Annotated in this window: 11 protein-coding genes and 10 pseudogenes; 12 read left to right on the top strand and 9 right to left on the bottom strand. The window is 59.3% G+C overall.

Annotated features, from left to right (window positions below; genetic code table 11):
• The 4 genes and pseudogenes from NKH97_RS32355 to NKH97_RS32340 all read left to right on the top strand — a co-directional run.
• Window positions 1-938 (top strand): NAD(P)-dependent oxidoreductase (locus NKH97_RS32355; protein WP_352799814.1); only part of this gene is annotated, 938 nt, incomplete at its 5' end.
• Window positions 935-2068, top strand: a complete 1134-nt coding sequence (locus tag NKH97_RS32350; RefSeq protein ID WP_352799812.1) for a mandelate racemase/muconate lactonizing enzyme family protein — start codon at window positions 935-937, stop codon at window positions 2066-2068. The genes NKH97_RS32355 and NKH97_RS32350, both read left to right, overlap by 4 nt.
• On the top strand, window positions 2069-2947 hold the full coding sequence (locus NKH97_RS32345) for an SMP-30/gluconolactonase/LRE family protein (protein ID WP_352799810.1): 879 nt from the start codon (window positions 2069-2071) through the stop codon (window positions 2945-2947).
• A 437-nt stretch (window positions 2948-3384) separates the two neighbouring features.
• A pseudogene (locus NKH97_RS32340) lies at window positions 3385-3975 on the top strand (transposase); the annotation flags it as partial.
• 431 nt (window positions 3976-4406) lie between these two features.
• Here the strand turns inward: NKH97_RS32340 and istB are convergent.
• Together istB and NKH97_RS32330 are read right to left on the bottom strand one after the other, a co-directional pair.
• Window positions 4407-5184, bottom strand: a pseudogene (gene istB, locus NKH97_RS32335) (IS21-like element helper ATPase IstB).
• An 11-nt stretch (window positions 5185-5195) separates the two neighbouring features.
• Window positions 5196-6406 (bottom strand): annotated as a pseudogene (locus NKH97_RS32330) (sigma factor-like helix-turn-helix DNA-binding protein).
• 147 nt (window positions 6407-6553) lie between these two features.
• On the opposite strand from NKH97_RS32330, the pseudogene NKH97_RS32325 reads away from it, so the two are divergent.
• Window positions 6554-7021 (top strand): annotated as a pseudogene (locus NKH97_RS32325) (IS66 family transposase); the annotation flags it as partial.
• Window positions 7022-7053: 32 nt separating this feature from the next.
• On the opposite strand, the pseudogene NKH97_RS32320 reads toward NKH97_RS32325, so the two are convergent.
• A pseudogene (locus tag NKH97_RS32320) lies at window positions 7054-8289 on the bottom strand (IS30 family transposase).
• Here NKH97_RS32320 and NKH97_RS32315 point away from each other — a divergent pair.
• Window positions 8223-8600 (top strand): integrase core domain-containing protein, encoded by a 378-nt coding sequence (locus NKH97_RS32315; protein ID WP_502897119.1) that lies wholly within the window; start codon window positions 8223-8225, stop codon window positions 8598-8600. The pseudogene NKH97_RS32320 and the gene NKH97_RS32315 sit on opposite strands and share 67 nt — an antisense overlap.
• Window positions 8601-8710: 110 nt before the next feature.
• Here the strand turns inward: NKH97_RS32315 and NKH97_RS32310 are convergent, their stop codons facing one another.
• The gene (locus NKH97_RS32310) at window positions 8711-9325 is read right to left on the bottom strand and encodes a 4'-phosphopantetheinyl transferase family protein (protein WP_352799806.1); all 615 of its coding nucleotides are present in this window, start codon (window positions 9323-9325) and stop codon (window positions 8711-8713) included.
• A gap of 528 nt (window positions 9326-9853) precedes the next feature.
• Window positions 9854-10159 (bottom strand): annotated as a pseudogene (locus NKH97_RS32305) (ATP-binding protein); the annotation flags it as partial.
• A gap of 1018 nt (window positions 10160-11177) precedes the next feature.
• Between NKH97_RS32305 and NKH97_RS32300 the strand changes: the two are divergent.
• Genes NKH97_RS32300 through NKH97_RS32290 form a run of 3 tightly spaced genes read left to right on the top strand, consistent with a single transcriptional unit; the run spans window position 11178 to window position 12291 of the window.
• Window positions 11178-11843 (top strand): hypothetical protein, encoded by a 666-nt coding sequence (locus tag NKH97_RS32300; protein WP_352799804.1) that lies wholly within the window; start codon window positions 11178-11180, stop codon window positions 11841-11843.
• Window positions 11840-11998, top strand: coding sequence for a hypothetical protein (locus NKH97_RS32295; RefSeq protein WP_352799802.1), 159 nt, complete (start codon window positions 11840-11842; stop codon window positions 11996-11998). Before NKH97_RS32300 ends, NKH97_RS32295 begins: the two co-directional genes overlap by 4 nt.
• An 11-nt stretch (window positions 11999-12009) precedes the next feature.
• Window positions 12010-12291: a Mu transposase domain-containing protein gene (locus NKH97_RS32290; protein WP_352799800.1), complete on the top strand. Its 282-nt coding sequence runs from the start codon at window positions 12010-12012 to the stop codon at window positions 12289-12291.
• Here NKH97_RS32290 and NKH97_RS33405 read toward each other — a convergent pair.
• From NKH97_RS33405 to NKH97_RS32280, 3 genes and pseudogenes are all read right to left on the bottom strand, one after another.
• Window positions 12290-12517: pseudogene (locus NKH97_RS33405) on the bottom strand (IS630 family transposase); the annotation flags it as partial. The gene NKH97_RS32290 and the pseudogene NKH97_RS33405 sit on opposite strands and share 2 nt — an antisense overlap.
• A gap of 40 nt (window positions 12518-12557) precedes the next feature.
• Window positions 12558-13793, bottom strand: coding sequence for an ATP-grasp domain-containing protein (locus tag NKH97_RS32285; RefSeq protein WP_352799816.1), 1236 nt, complete (start codon window positions 13791-13793; stop codon window positions 12558-12560).
• 223 nt (window positions 13794-14016) lie between these two features.
• Window positions 14017-14979 carry a Rossmann-fold NAD(P)-binding domain-containing protein gene (locus NKH97_RS32280; protein WP_352799798.1) on the bottom strand — a complete coding sequence of 321 codons (963 nt, stop codon included), beginning with the start codon at window positions 14977-14979 and terminating at the stop codon, window positions 14017-14019.
• Between the two features lie 554 nt (window positions 14980-15533).
• Here NKH97_RS32280 and NKH97_RS32275 point away from each other — a divergent pair.
• Both NKH97_RS32275 and NKH97_RS32270 read left to right on the top strand, forming a co-directional pair.
• Window positions 15534-15921 (top strand): annotated as a pseudogene (locus tag NKH97_RS32275) (DDE-type integrase/transposase/recombinase); the annotation flags it as partial.
• Window positions 15922-16135: 214 nt separating this feature from the next.
• On the top strand, window positions 16136-17623 hold the full coding sequence (locus tag NKH97_RS32270; protein WP_352799796.1) for a M81 family metallopeptidase: 1488 nt from the start codon (window positions 16136-16138) through the stop codon (window positions 17621-17623).
• A 118-nt stretch (window positions 17624-17741) separates the two neighbouring features.
• Here the strand turns inward: NKH97_RS32270 and NKH97_RS32265 are convergent.
• Window positions 17742-18670 (bottom strand): annotated as a pseudogene (locus tag NKH97_RS32265) (IS3 family transposase); the annotation flags it as partial.
• A 64-nt stretch (window positions 18671-18734) separates the two neighbouring features.
• Here NKH97_RS32265 and NKH97_RS33400 point away from each other — a divergent pair.
• Window positions 18735-18883 (top strand): annotated as a pseudogene (locus NKH97_RS33400) (IS110 family transposase); the annotation flags it as partial.

Genomic DNA, 18883 nt, shown 5'->3' with positions numbered 1-18883 from the left:
GCAAGCCGCTAATGGACGCAATCGCTGAAGCTGAGGTCGTGATTGCGGGATATGAGTGTTTTGACGAGGAACTACTGGCTGCCGCACCACGGCTTCGCGTCATCTTATCAGTACGCTCGGCCCCGCAAGCGAACATCGATGTGGCGGCCGCCACGGCGCGGGGGATCGCTGTAGTACACACTCTCGGGCGAACCGATCACGGGGTTGCAGAGTTCACGATTGCTCTCGCGCTGGGGCTTACTCGCCACCTCATCCCTGCCGCTGCATGGATTAGGTCCCGCTCGCCCCACTTCGACGCCGGAGAAGACTTTTTTCGTGGTACGGTATGGGGTCGCGGCGCGAGTTCTCCGCAACTCGCATTCACGGGCATCGAGCTGCATGGTCGCACACTCGGTATCGTCGGCTTTGGGGCAATCGGTCGTGCGGTCGCCGAAAAGTTTTCCGGCTTTGGCATGAGCACTATCGTCCACGATCCTTATGTCGATAGCGCCGAGTTAAGAACACTCGGGGTCGAACCGGTCTCACTCGACGAACTTCTGGGACGCTCGGCAATTGTAACCTTGCACGCGCGGCTCAGCACACAAACGCGCGGCATGATCGGCGCAGACCAGCTCGATCGGATGGGGCGCGGCGCGTATCTCATCAACACAGGTCGGGCAGGCATTATCGACACTGGCGCGCTACTACAGGCCTTGGATCGCGAACAGATCGCTGGGGCCGCGCTAGACGTCTTTGACACGGAGCCGCCTTCGGCGAGGGATCCGCTTGTTACTCATCCGCGCGTCCTTGCGACGCCTCATATCGCCGCGTGGACCGAAGAGATGCGTTTACGTCACACCCGTAGCATTGTGCAAAACCTGCAGCGGCTTTTGGCCGGCAAGCCTGGCAATCTGTCGAACCCCGAAGTTCTCGCGATGGCGGGGAGGATCGTGCCTTGAAAATCATCGATGTCGCCTCGCGTCTCTATCACATCCCGCCGACGGTCTCCTGGGAGGACGCCACACACCGCGTCGCGAACCTCGAATTCATCATCACCCGCGTGACCACAGACGCTGGGATCGTCGGCGAGGGCTTTGCCTATACGACAGGGATTGGCGGAAGTGCCATCCTCGCCCTGATCGATGATTATTGCCGATCGATGCTTGTCGGACAAGATCCGCGGCAGATCGAACGACTTTGGTCGTTCCTCTATGGCCAATTGCACCGCAGCGGCACCGGGGGCATTAACACCCTCGCATTGGGCGCGATCGACATCGCGCTTTGGGATATTTCGGCCAAGTGGTACAATGTTCCATTACACCGTCTGCTCGGCGCGCGGCGCGAAAGCATCCGCACCTATGGCAGTGGCATCGACCTCTTGCTCGACAGCGACGCTCTACTCGACCAGGTAGATAAGTTCCTGGCGCAGGGACACAATGCGGTGAAGATAAAAATCGGTCGGGACGCCGCGGAAGAAGATCTCGACCGTATCGTAGCCGTGAAGAAACTGATCGGCCCCACGCGACGACTGTTCGTCGATGCCAACCAGCGCTGGAATGTCGCTGACTGCATGAACCGACTGCAGAAACTAGCCGCGTTCGACCTTGGTTGGATCGAAGAGCCTCTCCATGCCGAGGATATTCGCGGGCACGCCGACCTACGCGGCTTCGTAGCGCTGCCCATTGCGGTCGGCGAGAGCCTATATACGCGGCATCAGTTCGCCGATTATCTCCAGGCCAACGCCGTCGACATCGTCCAAGCGGACGTATGCCGCGTCGGAGGTATCAGCGAGTGGCTGAAGATCGCCAATCTGTCAGCGTCCTTCCACCGCACCATGGCGCCCCACTACATGTCCGAACTCTCCGTCGCATTGATGTGTGCAATCGACAACGCGGACATTCTCGAATGCGTGCACGGCGGGAGCTTCTCCGAGGTGGGCGTACTTCAGGCGGAACTTCGCCTGGAGAACGGAGTGGCCTTTCCATTTGAAACACCCGGGCATGGGGTGGTGTTCGATCACGAAAAACTCGAACCCTTCGCTTTCGATCCTGCCGAACTTCGGACCCGGAGTATGCAGAGCGCAAAGTGAATGCGGATCCATCACGCGCGCATGGCGGTCGATTGCCACAACCTCCTAGGCGAAGGATGCAACTGGAGCGCATTGGACCAGAGCCTTTGGTGGACTGACATTGAAGGAAAGTGCGTGTTCCGCTGGGACGACAGCGGGAAAGTTGCGGCTGTGCGGCAACTTCCCAATCGTGCGGCGTTCGTCTTTCCACGCGCGCGTGGTGGGTTTGTGCTCGGCTTTCCTAAGTCTATAGTCATCACGGACCCAACCTTCACCGACTTCTCACAAGTGGCCGAAATCGAGCCGCATCTTGCGCAAACCCGTGTCAACGACGCTGCGATCGACCCCTACGGTGGGATCGTCTTGGGCACATACAATGAACAGAGCCGTGAGCCAGTCGGAGGCGTCTATCGCATTGCGCCCAATGGCCACGTCGTTACGCTCTTCAGCGGCGTAGCGGCCGCGAACGGACTGGCATTTTCGCCCGACGGCCGGATCATGTACTTCACCGACACAACAGAAGGCACCATCCGGCGTTTCGCCGTGGCTCCGCAATTTGCGGGTCTTGCCGAGATAGGCCCGCTGGCAGGCCCCAACATTGCCCCCGGATCGCCTGATGGCGCCACCGTGGACATTGAAGGGGGCTACTGGAGCGCCAGGCTACGAGGCGGCTGTGTCGTCCGTATCGATCGAAACGGCCACCTCACAGATCGCGTGGATCTGCCGACTATGGCGCCGACCTGTGTGGCACTTGGCGGCGAAGATCTGAGGGCACTGTTCATAACCTCACGGCGAGCCAGGCAATCGTCTGATGAACTTCTTCGATTTCCCGAGTCCGGGAACCTCTTCCGCGTGGAGGTCGGTCAGGCTGGCCGACCGCCCTTCAGTTGCAGAGTCTAATTTAGCTCTGGGCTGGGTGCAGTCCAGTGTTCGACTGCCGCGCAAGACCCCAGGACGCGGTTTGTGTCCGTGCATGGATCTAGTGGACGTCGTTCAATTCCGATCACCTGGGGAGGGTGATGAGCGGTCACCGGTTCGTGGGAGCTGCCCACACTCTGCGTGGTGCCCTCTTCGGCCTTGTCACCGGGACCCTTTTGAACGACGTGGGAGCGGTTTCCTGCGCGCCCAGCGAGAAGTGGACGGATCATGCGGATTGAACTAAGCCGCTAGTCGCAGCGGCTACCGATCCTCCGACAAGAATGGCGAGTGGCTCACCATGTCGGATGCGGCCGTCTCGCACGTTAAGATCCGCCGCTTCTTCAGGCACGGCATATTGCCCGCCGAGCAGGTCATGCGTTGCGCTCCCCATCAAATTCGCGCCAGCGACCTCGAAGATGATGCGCAGCATCGAGAACGTGGTGCGGGCGATCCTGCGGGAGGCCGGGATCAAGCTCGGCACGCCGTCGCGCACCGCTTTTGCCGGCCGCGTGCGTGAGCTGACGGACGGCGAGGTGATGGCGATGGTCGAGCCGCTGCTTGCGATCCTCGGTGTCATGTTGAGAGAGTTCGCCCGCCTGACGAAGCAGGTTCTCGATAGCGTGCGCAAGGAGGAAGTCTGCCGGCGGCTGATGAGCGCGCCGGGCGTCGGGCCGATCACTGCGCTCGCCTTCCGGCCCGAGCGGTTCGGCTCGTCGCAGGCGGTGGGGGCGCATCTGGGGCTGACGCCGGCACGCTGCCAGTCCGGCGAGACCGACATCCAGGGCAAGGTCAGCCGCTGCGGCGACGAACTCGCCCGCACCGCCATCTACGAGGCCGCGCATTCGCTGCTCGTGCGATCGAAGAAGTGGTCGAGCCTCAGAGCCTGGGGCATGAATAGTGCTAGGCGCCGGGGCATGGAGCGGGCGCGGGTGGCTGTGGCCCGCAAACTGGTCGTCATTCTGCATCACATGCCGGGCCGACGCGACCGAGTTCCTTGGAAAGGAGCCTGATCACCTGGCCGCGTGAACTGAGACAGATCGAGGAGCAAGCAACACGAACAAAGCCTTCGCCCGAAAGGGCGATGCCCCGATCGTCCCCTGGGGACGATGGGCGAGGCGATCTCGTTGAGAGTCCCGAACCTGCCGGCCCAAGCGCGGCAAGGTCGTGAAACAGGCGGCAAGGTCGTGAAACAGATTGAGACGCCTCGCCCTCCTGCCCCCATCACGCGGCGGCCCAAGCGCTGACCGCGAAGAGAAGCGAGTGACCCACGGAACGGTCCAGAAAAAGTGCAGGAGCATCTTGACCTCAACGACTCCAATCAGAGAGGACTCTTACTGCGCGCTTCGCAAAAACTGGACAGCGATTCCGCTAAATTCCGGACAGCGATTTCGCTAAAGTCCGGACAGTTTGACGAGGTTGGTCCTCGGCAGCCTGGTTGCCATCAGGGCTGATTGATTTCGCCGTTTTCTACCCTAGTCCAGAGGGGTGCGGTTTTTTGCTTTCGCATGCTCTCGCCCCGGAGGGCGATGCGGTGAGCATTGTGCACGATACGGTCGAGTATGGCGTCGGCGACCGTGCTGTCGGCAATAAGGTCATGCCAGCTTTGCCACGGGAACCTGGGCTGTGATCAGGGTGGATTTTCTCTGATAGCGCTCCCCGACGATTGCGAAGAGGTGGAAGCGCTGCTGATCGGAGAGCGTATGTGTTCCAAAGTCGTCGAGGATGAGCAACTGGACGCGAGTGAGCTTGTCGATGAGGCGAGGGAAAGAGCCGTCGAGGCGGACAAGCGCAAGATCCTCGAACATGAGCTGCACGCGCACATAAAGCACGGAGTGACCGAGCCTGGCTGCCTGCCTGCCGAAGGCACAGGCCAGCCATGACTTGCCGGTGCCGGTGTGGCCGGTGATGATCAGGCCCTCATGAGCGGTGAGCCATTGGCCCTGGGCTAGCGCCATGGTGTTGCGCCGGTCGAGACCGCGGGCGGCGGCGAAGTCGATGTCTTCGATACAGGCCTGGGCAAAACGTAGCTTGGCGGAGGCGAGCCGGTTACGGATGCCCTTGTCGGGCCGCAGGGTGACTTCGCGGTCGAGCATCAGGCCGAGCCACTCATCGCGGCTGAGCTCATTGGCGCCGGACTGCTCAGTCAATTCGCGCCAGGCGGCGGCCATGCCCGTCAGCCCGAGGGCTTGCATCTGGTCGAGGCTGGGGTTTGTCAGCATTCTTGCTTCCTTCACTGGTAGTAGGATCGGCCACGGATATTGGGTATGCGCAGGCGTGAGGGCCGTGTGTTCAGCCTGCGGTTTTTCCCGGTCGAGGTTGAGGATGGAGGCGACAGGAATAGGTGATGGCATTGATGGTGAGCGCCCGCTCACAGGCCGCATCGAGGCGCTGCGGTCCATAGCGCGTCGCCAGCGACAGAATGCCCATGGCCGAGCGATATCCCTGTTCCGGATGTGGCCTGTCGCGCATCATGCGTTCGACCAGGATGGCGGCATTGGGGCCGATCTGGGTCGCACGGCCGAACAGATTGGCCGGCGTGGTGTTGGCATAACGCTGATGCGCCTTGGGCATATGGTCGTTGACGGTGACGTGGCCGGAACGCTGGGAGCGGCGAACATGGCTGGCGACACGCTGGTGATCGTGGAAGATCTCGACCACCCGGTGAGTGAGCCGCACCTGGAGGGTGCATCCGATCAGCCGATGCGGCAGCGTGTCGGCAGGATCGTGGTGTCGTAATGCTCCGCCATGGCGGCGAACGTCGCAGTCAACGTCGGCTCGAACCAAAGGGCCTTGGCCACACCCAATTTGAGATTGTCGCACACAATTGCCTTGGTGACCCCGCCATAGAAGGTCAGAGCACGCACCTGGCCGTCGATCCAGTCCGGCAACTGCTGGCTGAAGCTGGCATGGGCGAAGGTCAGGTTGGAAGCACCCAGCACCGCGACAAAGATCTGGGCCGGATGGATGACACCGGTCGCCGGATCAATCACCGGCACCGTCGGCCCGGCATAGTCGGTCTGCATCACGGCGCCCGCCGCGTGCCGATTGCGGAACACGGCGCTTGTCCGCTGCCGGAAGGCGGCAAACCGCGCCGTCGGGATGGTTGGCGCGGTATTCCTGCCATAGAAGCGTCAGCGTCACGCTCTTGCGCTTCAACTCCCGGGCAACTAGGGGCCAGTCCGGTTCACTCAGATCCTGCGGTGGGCGACCGGCGCGGCCGAAGAGAAGCCGCTCCAGCTTTGCATCGTCATCACACCCGCTTGGCAGAGGCCAGGAAAGCCCGGCTTCCCGGGCCCGCAGCAAATAGGTCGATACCGAGCTCTTGCCGATCTTCAGCCGCTCGGCAATCTCGCGCACCGAAAGACCCTCTCTATGGGTCAGGCGCAGGATCGTCCGGATATCCCTCACTGTCGTTCGTCTTGCTTGCTTCCGTCTCGGCATCGACCCCTCTCAACGTTGTCGTGAGAGGCCTACCCGCAAAGACGGCGCAGCCGCGAACCTACCCGTCACTCCGCCGCCGGAAACTGTCCGGGATTTGTAATTACTCACGCCCTTGTCAGAGGCAAGAATCCCTGAATCTATGGGGATATGGATCGCACTGATTTGCAGCGTTTGACGAAGGAAGAGCTGATCAATCTGGTGCTGCGGATGCAGCGGCCAGAGAAGACATCACGCACTCGTCCAGGCCACCTTCGAGCGATCGGAAGGCGCGTCGGGACAGGGCAAAGCCTGGCGGCGCCAAGGCGGGTCATGAAGGTCACAGCCGCGCCATGAGTGAGGATGCCGATCGCATCATCGATCATCGTCCCGACCAATGCCTTTGCTGCCGCGCCAGCCTGTCGAGCGACCTTGCTGCCGAAACCGTCAGCGAGCACGACAAGATTGAGCTTCCTGCGAATCAGGCCTTTGATTGAGCGGCATCGGCGCCTGGCAGTCCGTTGCCCGTCCTGCGGCACGCTGGTCGTCGCGGCTGTGCCAGATGCGGCGAAGGGGACGCCGTTCGGGCCATGCGTGCACGCCGTAGCGACCTATCTCAAGACTTTCCAGGCCCTGTCCGCCTCCGCTGGCGTTCGCCATCCGAGCGTCTTTCATGGCCTGGCATTCAGGGCATGGGCGACAGCGTTCAGCTCCTCGGCGCCTGCTGGCAGAGATCCGTGCCTTTCGGAAAGTACTGGCGTAGCAGGCCATTGGTGTTTTCGTTGCTGCCGCGCTGCCAAGGGCTCTGAGGGTCGCAGAAGTAGACCTCAAGACCGGTGTCAATCCGAAGCTGGGCGTGCTGCGCCATCTCGGCGCCCTGATCCCAAGTCAGTGATCGTCGCAGATGTGTCGGCAGATCCATGAAGTTCCCCGATATTGCATCGCGGACGGCTTCGGCACCATGACCAGCAAGAGCCGGACCGTTCTTGATAGACTGATCCTTTCCATGGCCTTCCATGCGCGGCAAATGGAGTAGCATTGTGAAGCGCGTAGTGCGCTCGACCAACGTGCCGATCGCCGAGCTTCCGAGGCCGAGAATTAGGTCGCCCTCCCAGTGGCCCGGCACTGCCCTGTCGCCGATCTCTGCCGGGCGCTCGCTGATCATCAGTGCGTCCGCGTAAGGACTTACCTCGGTTCCGCGCACGTTCCCGGGGTAAACGCAATGCTCGGCCAGAGCGCAGGCAGGCCGAGAGCTCCCGCTTCAGAGCGCCGCGCCCCTCGATGTAGAGTGCTTGGTAGATTGCTTCGTGGCTGATGCGCATGGTCAGATCCCCGGGGCGCCGCTTTTTCCATACCACAACGGGTCCGTCGAAGGCGCTGCCTTCCGGTGTGGCGATCAGGCCGGCGATCCTGTCCTCCACGTAGTCGCGCAGGGCAGGATTGCCTGCCAGCTTGGTTTTCGGCCGTTGTGCCGCACGATCCGCATGCCGCTGCGCGGTGAGAGCTCGGTAATCGAAGTCACCGCGTCGCATGGCTGAGTTGCGCCTGATCTCGCGCGATATTGTGCTGGGCGATCGCCCCAGCTTGCGCGCGATGGCACGCACGCCAGTGTCCCTTGCGCACTCCAAGGCTACTTCCTCGCGTTCCGCGAACGAGAGGTTGCGGCTCTTCAGCAGTGGTGCCGAGGCGGCGAGATGTTTGGGAGGCATTCCACCAGAACTCCGAAACCACCGGCTTCCGACAGGCCCGGAGACGCCTGCTTCGACGCCGGCTTCCTCACTGGAGAGACCTGCCGCGATACCCCGCCAGAACCGGCACAGATGCTCACGTTGCCAGACTGGTGGCCGTCCTGGCGAGGATAATTTACGCCGGGTGGAGCGTTCGGATTTGCGTCTTCCTGTCGTCAATTTCACCTCCGGTAAAGGTGTTGCGACGACCGGTTGAATCCGCCCAATACGCGTGCGGGGCCTATTCCGAACTTCTGCATCGCCGCGGCATCCAGGCAAGCATGAGCCGTGTCGGCAATCCTTACGACAATGCGAAGGCAGAGGTGCAAGGTCTCGCCTATAAGGATGCAGATGATGCCCGCAAGCACATCGGTGCTTTCATAGAGACCGTTTACAACACGCAGCGCCTGCATTCGGCGCTCGACTACCTCAGTCCGGAGGAATACGAACAGAAGCATTCACGCGGGCGACAGATGGAAAAGGCTGCATAGCTTAACACGGGAGGTGTCCGCGATTTTCCTAGTCTCAGTCTGGGGGTGCACTCCAACCCTGTCCGGAGATTACCGGAAAGCCTGTCCGGACCTTTCCGAAACCCGCACTCTTACATCCGCTCTGGCAGTAAATATGCTAAACCGATTACATTATAGGAAGTATGTAACTCTAATGAAAAGGCGCAATTTGACCTCGGCACATGTCCAAGTCGGGCATGAATATCGATTTCAATATCCTGGAATCCAAGAAATGCCCTATATAGTGGAAAGTAGGCTTTATACACGGCCTCCTTTAAAACAAACAGATCTCGCCGCTGGAGCAGCCGTAAGCCGTAAATGCGTTGCTCGTTAGGAGTAGAAATCAACTCAATCAAGTTCTTCGGCAGAGGTTCATTCGGTTCTATGTCGATACCAAGCGTTGCAACCCTTCTCTTCTCTGCAATAGCTGCTGCTGCTACTGTACCGTGATGAGCCAATGATCCAACAATGCCGGCCGGCCAAGTCGGAACACCAGATTGTGTCTTTGGAATAGGCATCGGTGGAAATCCCAGTTCGCCAAGTAGTGTCCGGGCTATTATTCTAGCGGCACCGCTTTGGCGACGGACTTCGGCAACAGCTTGTCCTAGTGCGGTAACTTCGGAAGAAAACAAGGCGTCCTCGTCGGCGCGTTCTATCGGACGAATGCCGATGAGGATGTTCTGTTGATCAGACGGGATAATCTCCACCTATTGGCTCCTTTGCGGCTTTGGAAACATGAAACAGAAATCAACGGCTGGCGCCGCTTTTAGGGCTCGCACGCCGATCCAATTTGTTGGATTTGATCTGAGGCTGCATTTCCTCTCTACAGATCGTACAGGTTGCATCTCAATGAAACCGGGCATTCAGTGCGGCATGCCTCCAGTTGGAGTGTCCGCAATACCCGGTCTCCGACAACGGTAGTCACTGGTGGCTATCCAGAGGACGGGTCGGGCGGCAACGTCGCTCATTCGACGCTCTCTACTATCGTTGGCGAAAGATGACCGAATAGGCCTTCCAGAATCTCGCCCAATGTGTTGCGGGCAACGAAAGCGGAGCCTGGAACGTCAAAGTGATTTTTCGGCTCGGCCGCAGCACACCCGTTTTCGGGAGTGACCTCCTGTAATTCGGATCATGCGTGCTCGAGTCAACCGCCTAGCCCCCGCGGTCACTTCAAAATCCCCCGGGTAGGATCAGTCAAAATCCCCCACCCGCAAGACAGGACAGAAGTGGACTTGTTAGTTTGACTTTGTTTCCCGAGCAAGGGCTTCCGCGGCCTCTTTGAGGCGATAGCTGCGTCCATCGAACTCAAGGAGATGGCAATGATGCATCAGCCGATCGAGTATCGTCGTGCTCATGGTGTTGTCTCGCAGATATGTCCCCCAGTCCTGCACGACCCGATTGGAGGTGACGATGACGCTGCGGCGCAGTTTGTAGCGCTGATGGATCAGGGTCTGCAGCCATGCGCCGCCGTCGTCGGGGATGGCGCGTGCGAGGAACAGATCGTCGAGCACGAGGAGATCGCAGTCGATGATTGTTCGCATCTCTGCAGGAGCTGATGCGGCGTATTCGACATTACGTCATCAGCGACCAGGTCAGCGAAATCAACGCTGCTCTACGCGGCCATTACGCCTACTATGGCATCGCCGGAAACCTCCGGTCGCTGCTCAAGGTATATCGGGTCACGGAACGGTGCTGGTGCCGGATGTTGCGCAGCCGCAGCAGGGATGGCGGCCGCCTTACCTGGGACACTTTCAATCAGATCAAAGAACGGAACCCGTTACTGCGACCGAAGCTGCGGCTCCCGTACACGGCGCTGCAAGCACTCTGTCAAACGGCTTCCAAAACTGGCTCTGACGCACTTTTGGTGGTGATGGGGCCTACGCAGAACCGATGACGCGCGCCTGGAGTAGGTCGAGTTTTCCTCGGCCGTACATTTGGCGCTTAACGAGCTTGAGTTTGGTGATCTGCCCCTCGGTTTGGCCATTGGACCAGGGAGATGTGATCGCCGCGCTCACAGCCGAGCGTTTGAAGGCGCTCCTGTGCCAAATCTGAGAGGCTGTATCCGGATCAATACCACCTGCGCTCGAAGACATGGAGATCGCGCAGGGTGTGATCTACGCCGCGCAGGAAAAGGCACAGCGAGTCATCCAGGACCATTCGGACAACACCTCCGCTTCTCGCCGGCGCAGCCGCGGTGTAGGCGACGGGATTGACGTCGTTGAACCTGCAGCTGGCCACGACGGATGAGAGCAGCGCCCAATTTCGGCCCCGATCTCATTGCCAGGAAACATGGCATTTTTCCTTGTCAAGCATACTGGGTGCGGATTCCGACCGAAGCCGGCGGGGTATTCCAACGCGAAGCCGGCCACCGTTCCGATTTGATGCCGGCCACCATTCCGACGTGAAGCCGGCCACCTGTACCGATTAATTCCCGGCCGGGCTTTTGCCTCGGAGAGACGTATTCGCCTGGGTCAGTCCTCGGGCATGAGGCCCCTCGTTATCAACGAGGAATGGCTGATGCCCGCCAAGAGAGAACTGACCATGAGACAAATCCGACAGATGCTGCGGCTTGCCCGTGACGGTGTCAGCGCCCAGGAGATCGGGCGCACACTCGGGGCGGCACGCAGTACGATCCAGGATAATCTGCAACGAGTGGCAAAGGCCGGCTTGAGCTGGCCTCTTCCGGCCGAACTGACCGACGCCGTCTTGGAGCAGCGGCTGTTTGGCCATGCCGGTAGCAAGCCCGGGCTGCGCCGGCGCGCCGAACCGGATTGGGCCACGCTAGCTTGCGAGTTGAAGCGGCCCGGCGTGAATCTGATGGTGCTGTGGGAGGAATATCGCGAAGTTCGCCCTGACGGCTACGGTTATAGCCGCTTTTGTGACCTGTTCCGCGAGTTCGAGCGGCGCCTGTCGCCAACCATGCGCCAGGATCATGTGGCCGGGGACAAGGTCTTCGTCCATTATTCCGGCAAGAAGATCGCGATCGTCAACCGGGACACAGGTGAGATACGCGAGGCAGAGATTTTCGTCGCGGTGCTGGGGGCCTCCAATTACACCTACGCTGAAGCAAGTTGGACCCAGGCCCTGTCGGACTGGATCCCAGCCCATGTCCATATGTTCCGCTTCTTTGGCGGCGTGCCCCGCCTTGTGGTGCCCGACAATCTGAAGTCAGGCGTCAATCGGGCCTGTTTCTACGACCCCGAGATCAACCGTTCCATGGCATGATGGCGTCACACTACGGTGTCGGAATCCTGCCAGCACGTCAAGTTGAAGCTGGCGTCCGCTTCGCCCAGACCTATATCCTCGGGCGGCTGCGCCGGCAGACCTTCTTCTCCCTGGCCGAAGCGAACGCCGCGATCCTGGAGGTGCTGGAGCCCTGAATGGCCATGTCATGCGCCGGCTCGGCGTGAGCCGGCGCCATGTCTTCGAGACGATCGAGCAACCCGCCCTCGCGGCCTTGCCGCCGGAGGACTACCAGTTCGCCGAGTGGCGGCTCGCGCGCGTGTCCATCGATTATCACGTCGAGTTCGACAGCTTCTTCTATTCGGTCCCTTATGGTCTGATCCGCAAGCAGGTCGACATCCGCGCCACCGCCAGAACCATCGAGATCTTCTACCAGGGTCAGCGCGTCGGCGCCCACCAGCGCCGTTTTGGCGGGCGCCGGGCACAGTGATGGTTCGCGGGGCCTTGGCGCGTAGGAGCGCCGTGAGTTTTGCGAGGCGTTCTTGATGGATTGAAGTCGCGGCTACAGGCCGCTGGAACACGAGCCTTTCGTCGGCGGTATCGATCGCGTCCCGAACGCCGGCCGCATTGTGGGCGGGCAGGTTGTCCATCACGACGATGTCGCCCTGCGACGGAAGCTGCTCATAGGCCAGGAACACGTTGCCGTTCATGGCTCCGCCTGCGCTGGTGGGAAAAGCAAGCAGTCCCAGACTGTTCCTATTCGCAAGAGGGCGGAAGTGGTGTGATCGACCAACCGACTAGGTCGGTGGCACGTTGAAGTATGGCCTCGGTCCGAGTGCGGCTGGGCGAAGCGGCGATCACATGTCCGATCATGTCTCGGTAATCGCCTTTCCGGACGATCGTGCTCTCGGGTTCAACATAAAATCTGACCTCGACAACACCCGGTTCGGCCGCCGCCAGACTGGCCCCCTCGATCCGATCGAGGATGCCGTCGCGATCAGGAACTAAGAACCGCGCGGCCGAAGTGTGCGAATGCCTTCTGCGCAGATCGCATTCGTCACCGATGACAAGCTTGATGTGCTCGTTGATGATATCGACACCGTAGGCCAGTTGAATCAGCCGAGGAGTGGTCCAGCCCGGAAGACGCGCATTGACTTCCATTACGACTGGGCCACGCTTCGTCCATCGGAATTCAATGTTCGCTGGCCCCCAGCCAAGGCCGAGAGCCCGCAAGCAGCTCAGCGAAACGTCTGCAATACGCTCATGCTCCTCATCAGTCAGTGGGGCCGGAAACATGCTCTCGCAAGGGACGAAATAGGGTAGGCGGTCGAAGTCGGCGGCACCAATCGCAATGACCACGTTTCCCATCGTAGCAGCGTCATAGAATGGGCCTTGTGCGAATTCTTCGACCAGTATTCTAGGCGAAGACCGACATTTGTGCGCCCTCCCCAACAGATAGGTCGTATGCTCGGCCAACTCATCCACATCCCTGCACAATCGGACTCCGCTGCTGCCGCTGCCTTCGGCTGGCTTAAGTATCACCGGCAGGCCGATCTCTGCGACAGAGCATTCGACCTCCTTCGCAGTTGCTGCCAATCGGTAAGCAGGCACTGGAACGCCGGCCTGCGCGAGGAACTGACGTTGAGTAAATTTATCGCTACATCGTTCAATCGATGCGGGGGTTGGTCCCGGTAGATCGAAATGCCGGCAGAGCTTGGCAACTGTCACATAGAACGACTCGTCGCCACCCGCAAAACCAGTGATGCCAGCAATATCATGGGTCACACGCAGCCGAGAGCATACGTGCATCAGCGCATCGAAATTCTCAGTATCGATCCGGATGGCCTCAATGCTTTCCGCCGCAAGATAGTCGTACTGAGTTGGATCAGCCGCCAGGGTAATTGGATGAAGTCCAAGACGCTGGGCCGCTTCAACGTAGAGTGGACCACTAGTCCTATGACCTTCGACCAGGATCAGTGCTCTTCTTGACATTGTCTGTTGACCTTTCCTTGCGTGCGATGCGGTAGTCTGAGCGTAGATCGGTACCAGCTTTTCATTCTTTCTCTGTAGTTCCGTGGTCAGCACGGATACTACCGCATCCGATAGTTTCGCGGTAGCGACGCCCGCCCCATGGCACCTACCCCATATGGCTCACGCGATCCTCATGCTTTGATCTCTCTCTATCCGTTGCCGAACAGATGCGGGCTGCTGCAGGCTATGTTGTCGTCACTGAAAGGTAGCTTTGTGCCGTTCTGAGTGTTTTCTCGATATCAGAACGCAAGACCGATAGTTGCGGAGCTAGGTGCTTATTATTTTTTTCGATGAACCGGAGAAATTCCTCGTCGTACATGCTCACGTAGTTGAGCTTTCTGACTGCTTCGGCCGATAGCACCGGGATTGACGACAAATCCACTATGGTGCGCGGCTCCAACCGCAGAAGCGCGTTCCCAAGAATGGCTTGATATTCATCATTGACATCGGCGGTTGCGATCACAACGATCGACCGAGGTTCCCGTACGGACCCAATCTCCGCCGGGCGCATGAGCGAAACTTCTATGTCGGTCCAGGGGCGGAGACGTTTGCGAAGGTTCTTAGGGTTCCGCGTTACGACTACCGTTGAACGGAATCGCTCTCCCACACCACTCCTGATAAACTCGCGACCCAACATACCCGCCCCGACCATGTAAAGGCGGTCGGGTAGTTCTCCATTCTGAAACCGATCAGCTATGATGTCTCGGACGATCTGATCGTAGTTGAACGATGCAATAAACCGCTGCCGCTCGCGCGAGGCACGACCTATATCAATTGCCAGCCGTGCGATCTGGAAAATCGGAAGATTTGGATCAAGACGTTCGATAGCATTCGCAAGTTGATCGGTGACGTAATTCTCGCCGAGAATCTGGGAATGAGCGCCCGACGCAATCTCGGCGAGACGCTGAGTAATAGGGACCGCACCTGCGATGTGTTCGCATGAAAAGCCAGAGAATATTGTGCTGCTATCAATAGTTCTCAGCGCAGGCTCTTCACCGTAGATCTCAACCCGTAAGCAGGTCGTGACGAGGAGAACTCCGCTTCTCGCGAGGTCGGTCGCAAGTGGTTTGATCTTCGCCGAATGCTGCGCCATTGCCAAAGGCGAAGTCATTTGGTGATCAACATAAAGGCCAAGGAGTCTACTCATGTTCCATCCTGACGTTAATCGAGGCTCAATTGATAGCTGACGCAGAACGCCCTCAAGTTCTCGGTCTTGCACCGAACCTTCCTTTGCCGCGACAGGGCAGTATCCTACGCCGTTGCAATCAGGAGCGGGCTAGCGGGTCGGCCTTTGGTAGCAGCCGATGATGCGGATCTTCTGCGGGAGGTCGACGAGGACGGCGAGCGTATTTGGTGGACTTGCCGACCCTTCCCGCTAGAAGGCGGATCTGTTGCAGAACCTGACATATTGTTTTCCTTTGCTCCTTCGGGCGACGTCATATCGGTTGGCAGTTCCGGTCGCCTCGCCAGGAAGCAGCAAAAGTCGCGCCAGTTGCGCATAAGGACCGCAGCAGAACTGTCTTGCACATTGTTCGAGGGCTTTAATGAGAGTGCGGCAGGGCACGGGTTGAACAACACTTTGTCGCGGACCCGACAAACCCGACGGGGCTTCATGGTTTACCTAAATCGGCGCGAGGACCGGCGCGACCGATTGGCGGTTGCCGGCGCGCGTCACCGAAAGTCTACTGGGAAGCGATTTTGTTCAGCGAGCAGCGTGACCTGCCCTCGGCCAAGCGGTTCTTCAAAAAAGCGCTGGCACGTCATGGCCGGCCCGACCGCGTCGTCATCGATGGTAGCCAGACCAACCAGGAGGCTATCGTTTCCTGTGACATCACAAATCGCTTGCAGGATCGTTCCCGGCGTCGGCTGACGCCGATCCGGATCCGCAAGAGTAAATACCTGAATAACCGGATCGAACACGACCATCGGGGCATCAAGAGCCGCATCCGGCCAACGCTCGGCTTCAAATCACCAGCATCAGCCGCGATCATCCTAAACGGCATCGAAATGGATGCGTAAGCCACAGGCGAGGTTCGCCTTCAATCCGGATCCATCCCTGGCCGAGCAGTTCCAAATCCTTTCCGCGTGATTGGCCTCGTGTCAGATCTCTCTGCGCTCCCATTCAGCCGTTGCAACAAAACCGTACAGCGCGGATCGTCTCGATAGAGGAATGGATCAGATCGGCGCCGTTCACTCGCGCGGCCGGGGGACACGCGGTGACTTTTGTCACCGAGAAGAAACGAAGACTTCAGCGGCCGGCTGCGTGTGCTACTGTTTGCCAAAGACAATTCGGAGGTAAACTAATGGCCAAAAGGCGAGTCCTTACTGGGGGCATTGCGCAAGAGTCCCACAGTTTCAATCCCATCCTGACTCGCCGCGAGCGCTTCACGATAATTGAGGGCCAAGGTGCAGTTGAACGCAGTCGCGGAGCAAACTCGACGTTCGGCGGGGTAGTTGACTCCGCGTATGCGGCCAGCGTTGAGTTAGTCGTTCCCACCCTATTTCGGGCACAATCCGGGGGACCCGTGGACGATTTGGTTTTCGCAGAAGTATGCGACATTATGGTTGATGCCGCAAAGCGCGGCGACTTCGATGCAATCGTCCTGCCGTTGCACGGTGCCATGCTTACGCAGACTTCGGCCGACCCAGAAGGTGTTCTGATTGAGCGACTACGGGCTATCGTCGGCAAGGACCTACCGATCACCGCCGCTTTCGATCTTCATGCTCACGTGAAGGAAAGCACTCTAGAGCCCTTAGATTTCCTCTCCGGCTACCTGACGAATCCGCACGAGGATCAGTCAGCCACGGCTAAACGTGCGTTCCGTGCGGCGATGGATATTCTGGACGGCACGTTCAATCCAGTTCTGGCCGCGACCTTCCTCCCGATACTGACGCTGGGTAACGACACAACGCTCGCCGGCCCGCTCGTCGAGATACATGAGTATGCCCAAAATGCTGTGAAGCAGGGCAGGGCATGGGATGTGTCCATTTTCAACTCCCAGCAATTCCTCGATATTCCTTCGATAGGACAGGCTGTACTTGTGTATGGGAATGATGAATCTCGTGAAGCACAAAAAGTCGCGAACGAGATAATAAGGATGATCTGGACTTTTCGTGACAATTTTATAATCAAATACCCGGCGCTGGAAAAGGAACTGGAGAATGTCGAGGGCTCTTCTGGCCCAATCATCCTCGGTGACCAGGGAGATCGTGTTGTAGCAGGCGGACCGGGCGATAGCACCTGTATCCTGAATTACCTGTTGCAGAACAAAATCGACGTTCGAACCTATTTCCCCGTCTATGATCCCGAGGCCGTTGAGACTTGTGACCGGGCAGGGATCGGCAAAGAAATCAGTCTGACCTTTGGTGGTAAATTTTCCACAGGCAGCCCAAGTGTAAGCGCCCGAGGAAAGATAGCTAGCCTCGGAGCGAATATTCCTGTTACGTACGACGGTCCGTGCGACAGAGGCACCAAAACTTATATCGAGAAGTACGCGGTCTTCAGGATCGACAACATTTACGTCGTTCTGACAAACCAGCCTTACGGGTATATCGATCCAGCTTATTTCAGAGCGGTAGGTCTCGACCCGAGCGCGGCTAAGATCATTGTTACTCGCTCTGGATATCATTATCAGCTTAATTTCGCGAAGCTTGGCCGCGTCGTTACGGTAGACACGCCTGGCATGACTTCATATAACCTGGATCAGTTTCGATGGCAGCACGCGCGGCCATTCTATCCGCTCGACGCAATAGAATACGAGCCGCGCCAATATACTCGCCGCCGCTCGTGACCTGCGGACGGTCGAGCCTGGCGCGAGTGCTGGTGGATTGTCCAAATTGATCCGACGGTGCGCTTTGCGACCGACGTCTTTAAACTAAATGCTGCCGCCCTGACGTTGCCCCCAAGTTTTATCCAATCCTGAGTTCGCTCCGGCGATGAATGTTGCCCTGTTGGGCGGTTTGAGCGACGGGCACCGGCGCGGAGCTGATCATCGTGCGCAGCGCTGTGTCCCGTCGCGGGGTGAAGGTGTGGGCGAACTCGAAGGGGGTCTGCCATCCGAGCCGCGAATGTGGGCGATTGAAGTTGCAGTCTGCCCGCCAACTGGCCAAGACCGCGCGAGCCTGTGCCAATGAGGTGAACAGCATCTCGTTCAGCAGTTCGTCACGGAGGCGACCGTTGAAGCTCTCGATGAAGCCGTTCTGCATTGGCTTGCCCGGCGCGATATAATGCCAGTCCACGCGGCTTGCATCGGCCCAGGCAAGGATCGCATTGCTGGTCAGTTCGCTGCCATTGTCACTGACCACCATCTTCGGCTTGCCGCGTTCGATCATGAGCCGATCGAGTTCGCGGGCAACCCTCACGGCGGACAGAGACGTATCCGCGACCAACCCCAGGCACTCGCGCGTGCAGTCGTCGACGACGGTCAATATCCGGAGCGACGGCCATCGGTCAGCTGATCCGACACGAAGTCCAGTGACCAACGGTCGTTGGGTGCAACGGGGACCATCATCGGTGCCCGCGTTCCAATGGCTCGCTTGCGGCCGCCACGGCGCCGAACGGCAAGCTTCTCCTCGCGATAGAGCCGGAACAGACGCTTGTGATTGACCACATAACCTTCCCGCCGCAGCAGCACATGCAGGCGGCGATAGCCGAAGCGCCGGCGCTCATGCGCGATCGCCTTCATCCGCTCCCGCAGGTCACCATCGTCGCCACGGCTCGCCTTGTGGCGAACCGTCATCCGGCAGCAGCCGATGGTCTTGCACGCCCGCCGCTCGCTCATCTCGAAAGCCGTTCGAAGATGCGCGACGGCCTCTCGCTCGGCAGCGGGCGTCACCATTAATGGGATGGTCCGCCTCGTCCTCCTGCCGCATCATGAGGCTGTCAAGTCGAAGGAGGTTGCAATGCCACAACGTAATGTGCCGCGTCCTGCCGCAGTCTACGGAATCGATATCGGTAAGAACATATTCCACGTCGTTGGCCTCGGAAGCGACGGCGTGCCAGTTCAAAAGGTTCGTTTCCGACGTGACGCGCTGCTACAATTCTTCGAGCG

The sequence above is a fragment of the Mesorhizobium sp. M0870 genome, assembly GCF_040319775.1.
GTDB lineage: Bacteria > Pseudomonadota > Alphaproteobacteria > Rhizobiales > Rhizobiaceae > Mesorhizobium.
Note: the sequence above shows the minus strand (reverse complement) of the source record. Positions and strands in the feature narration are given on the sequence as shown.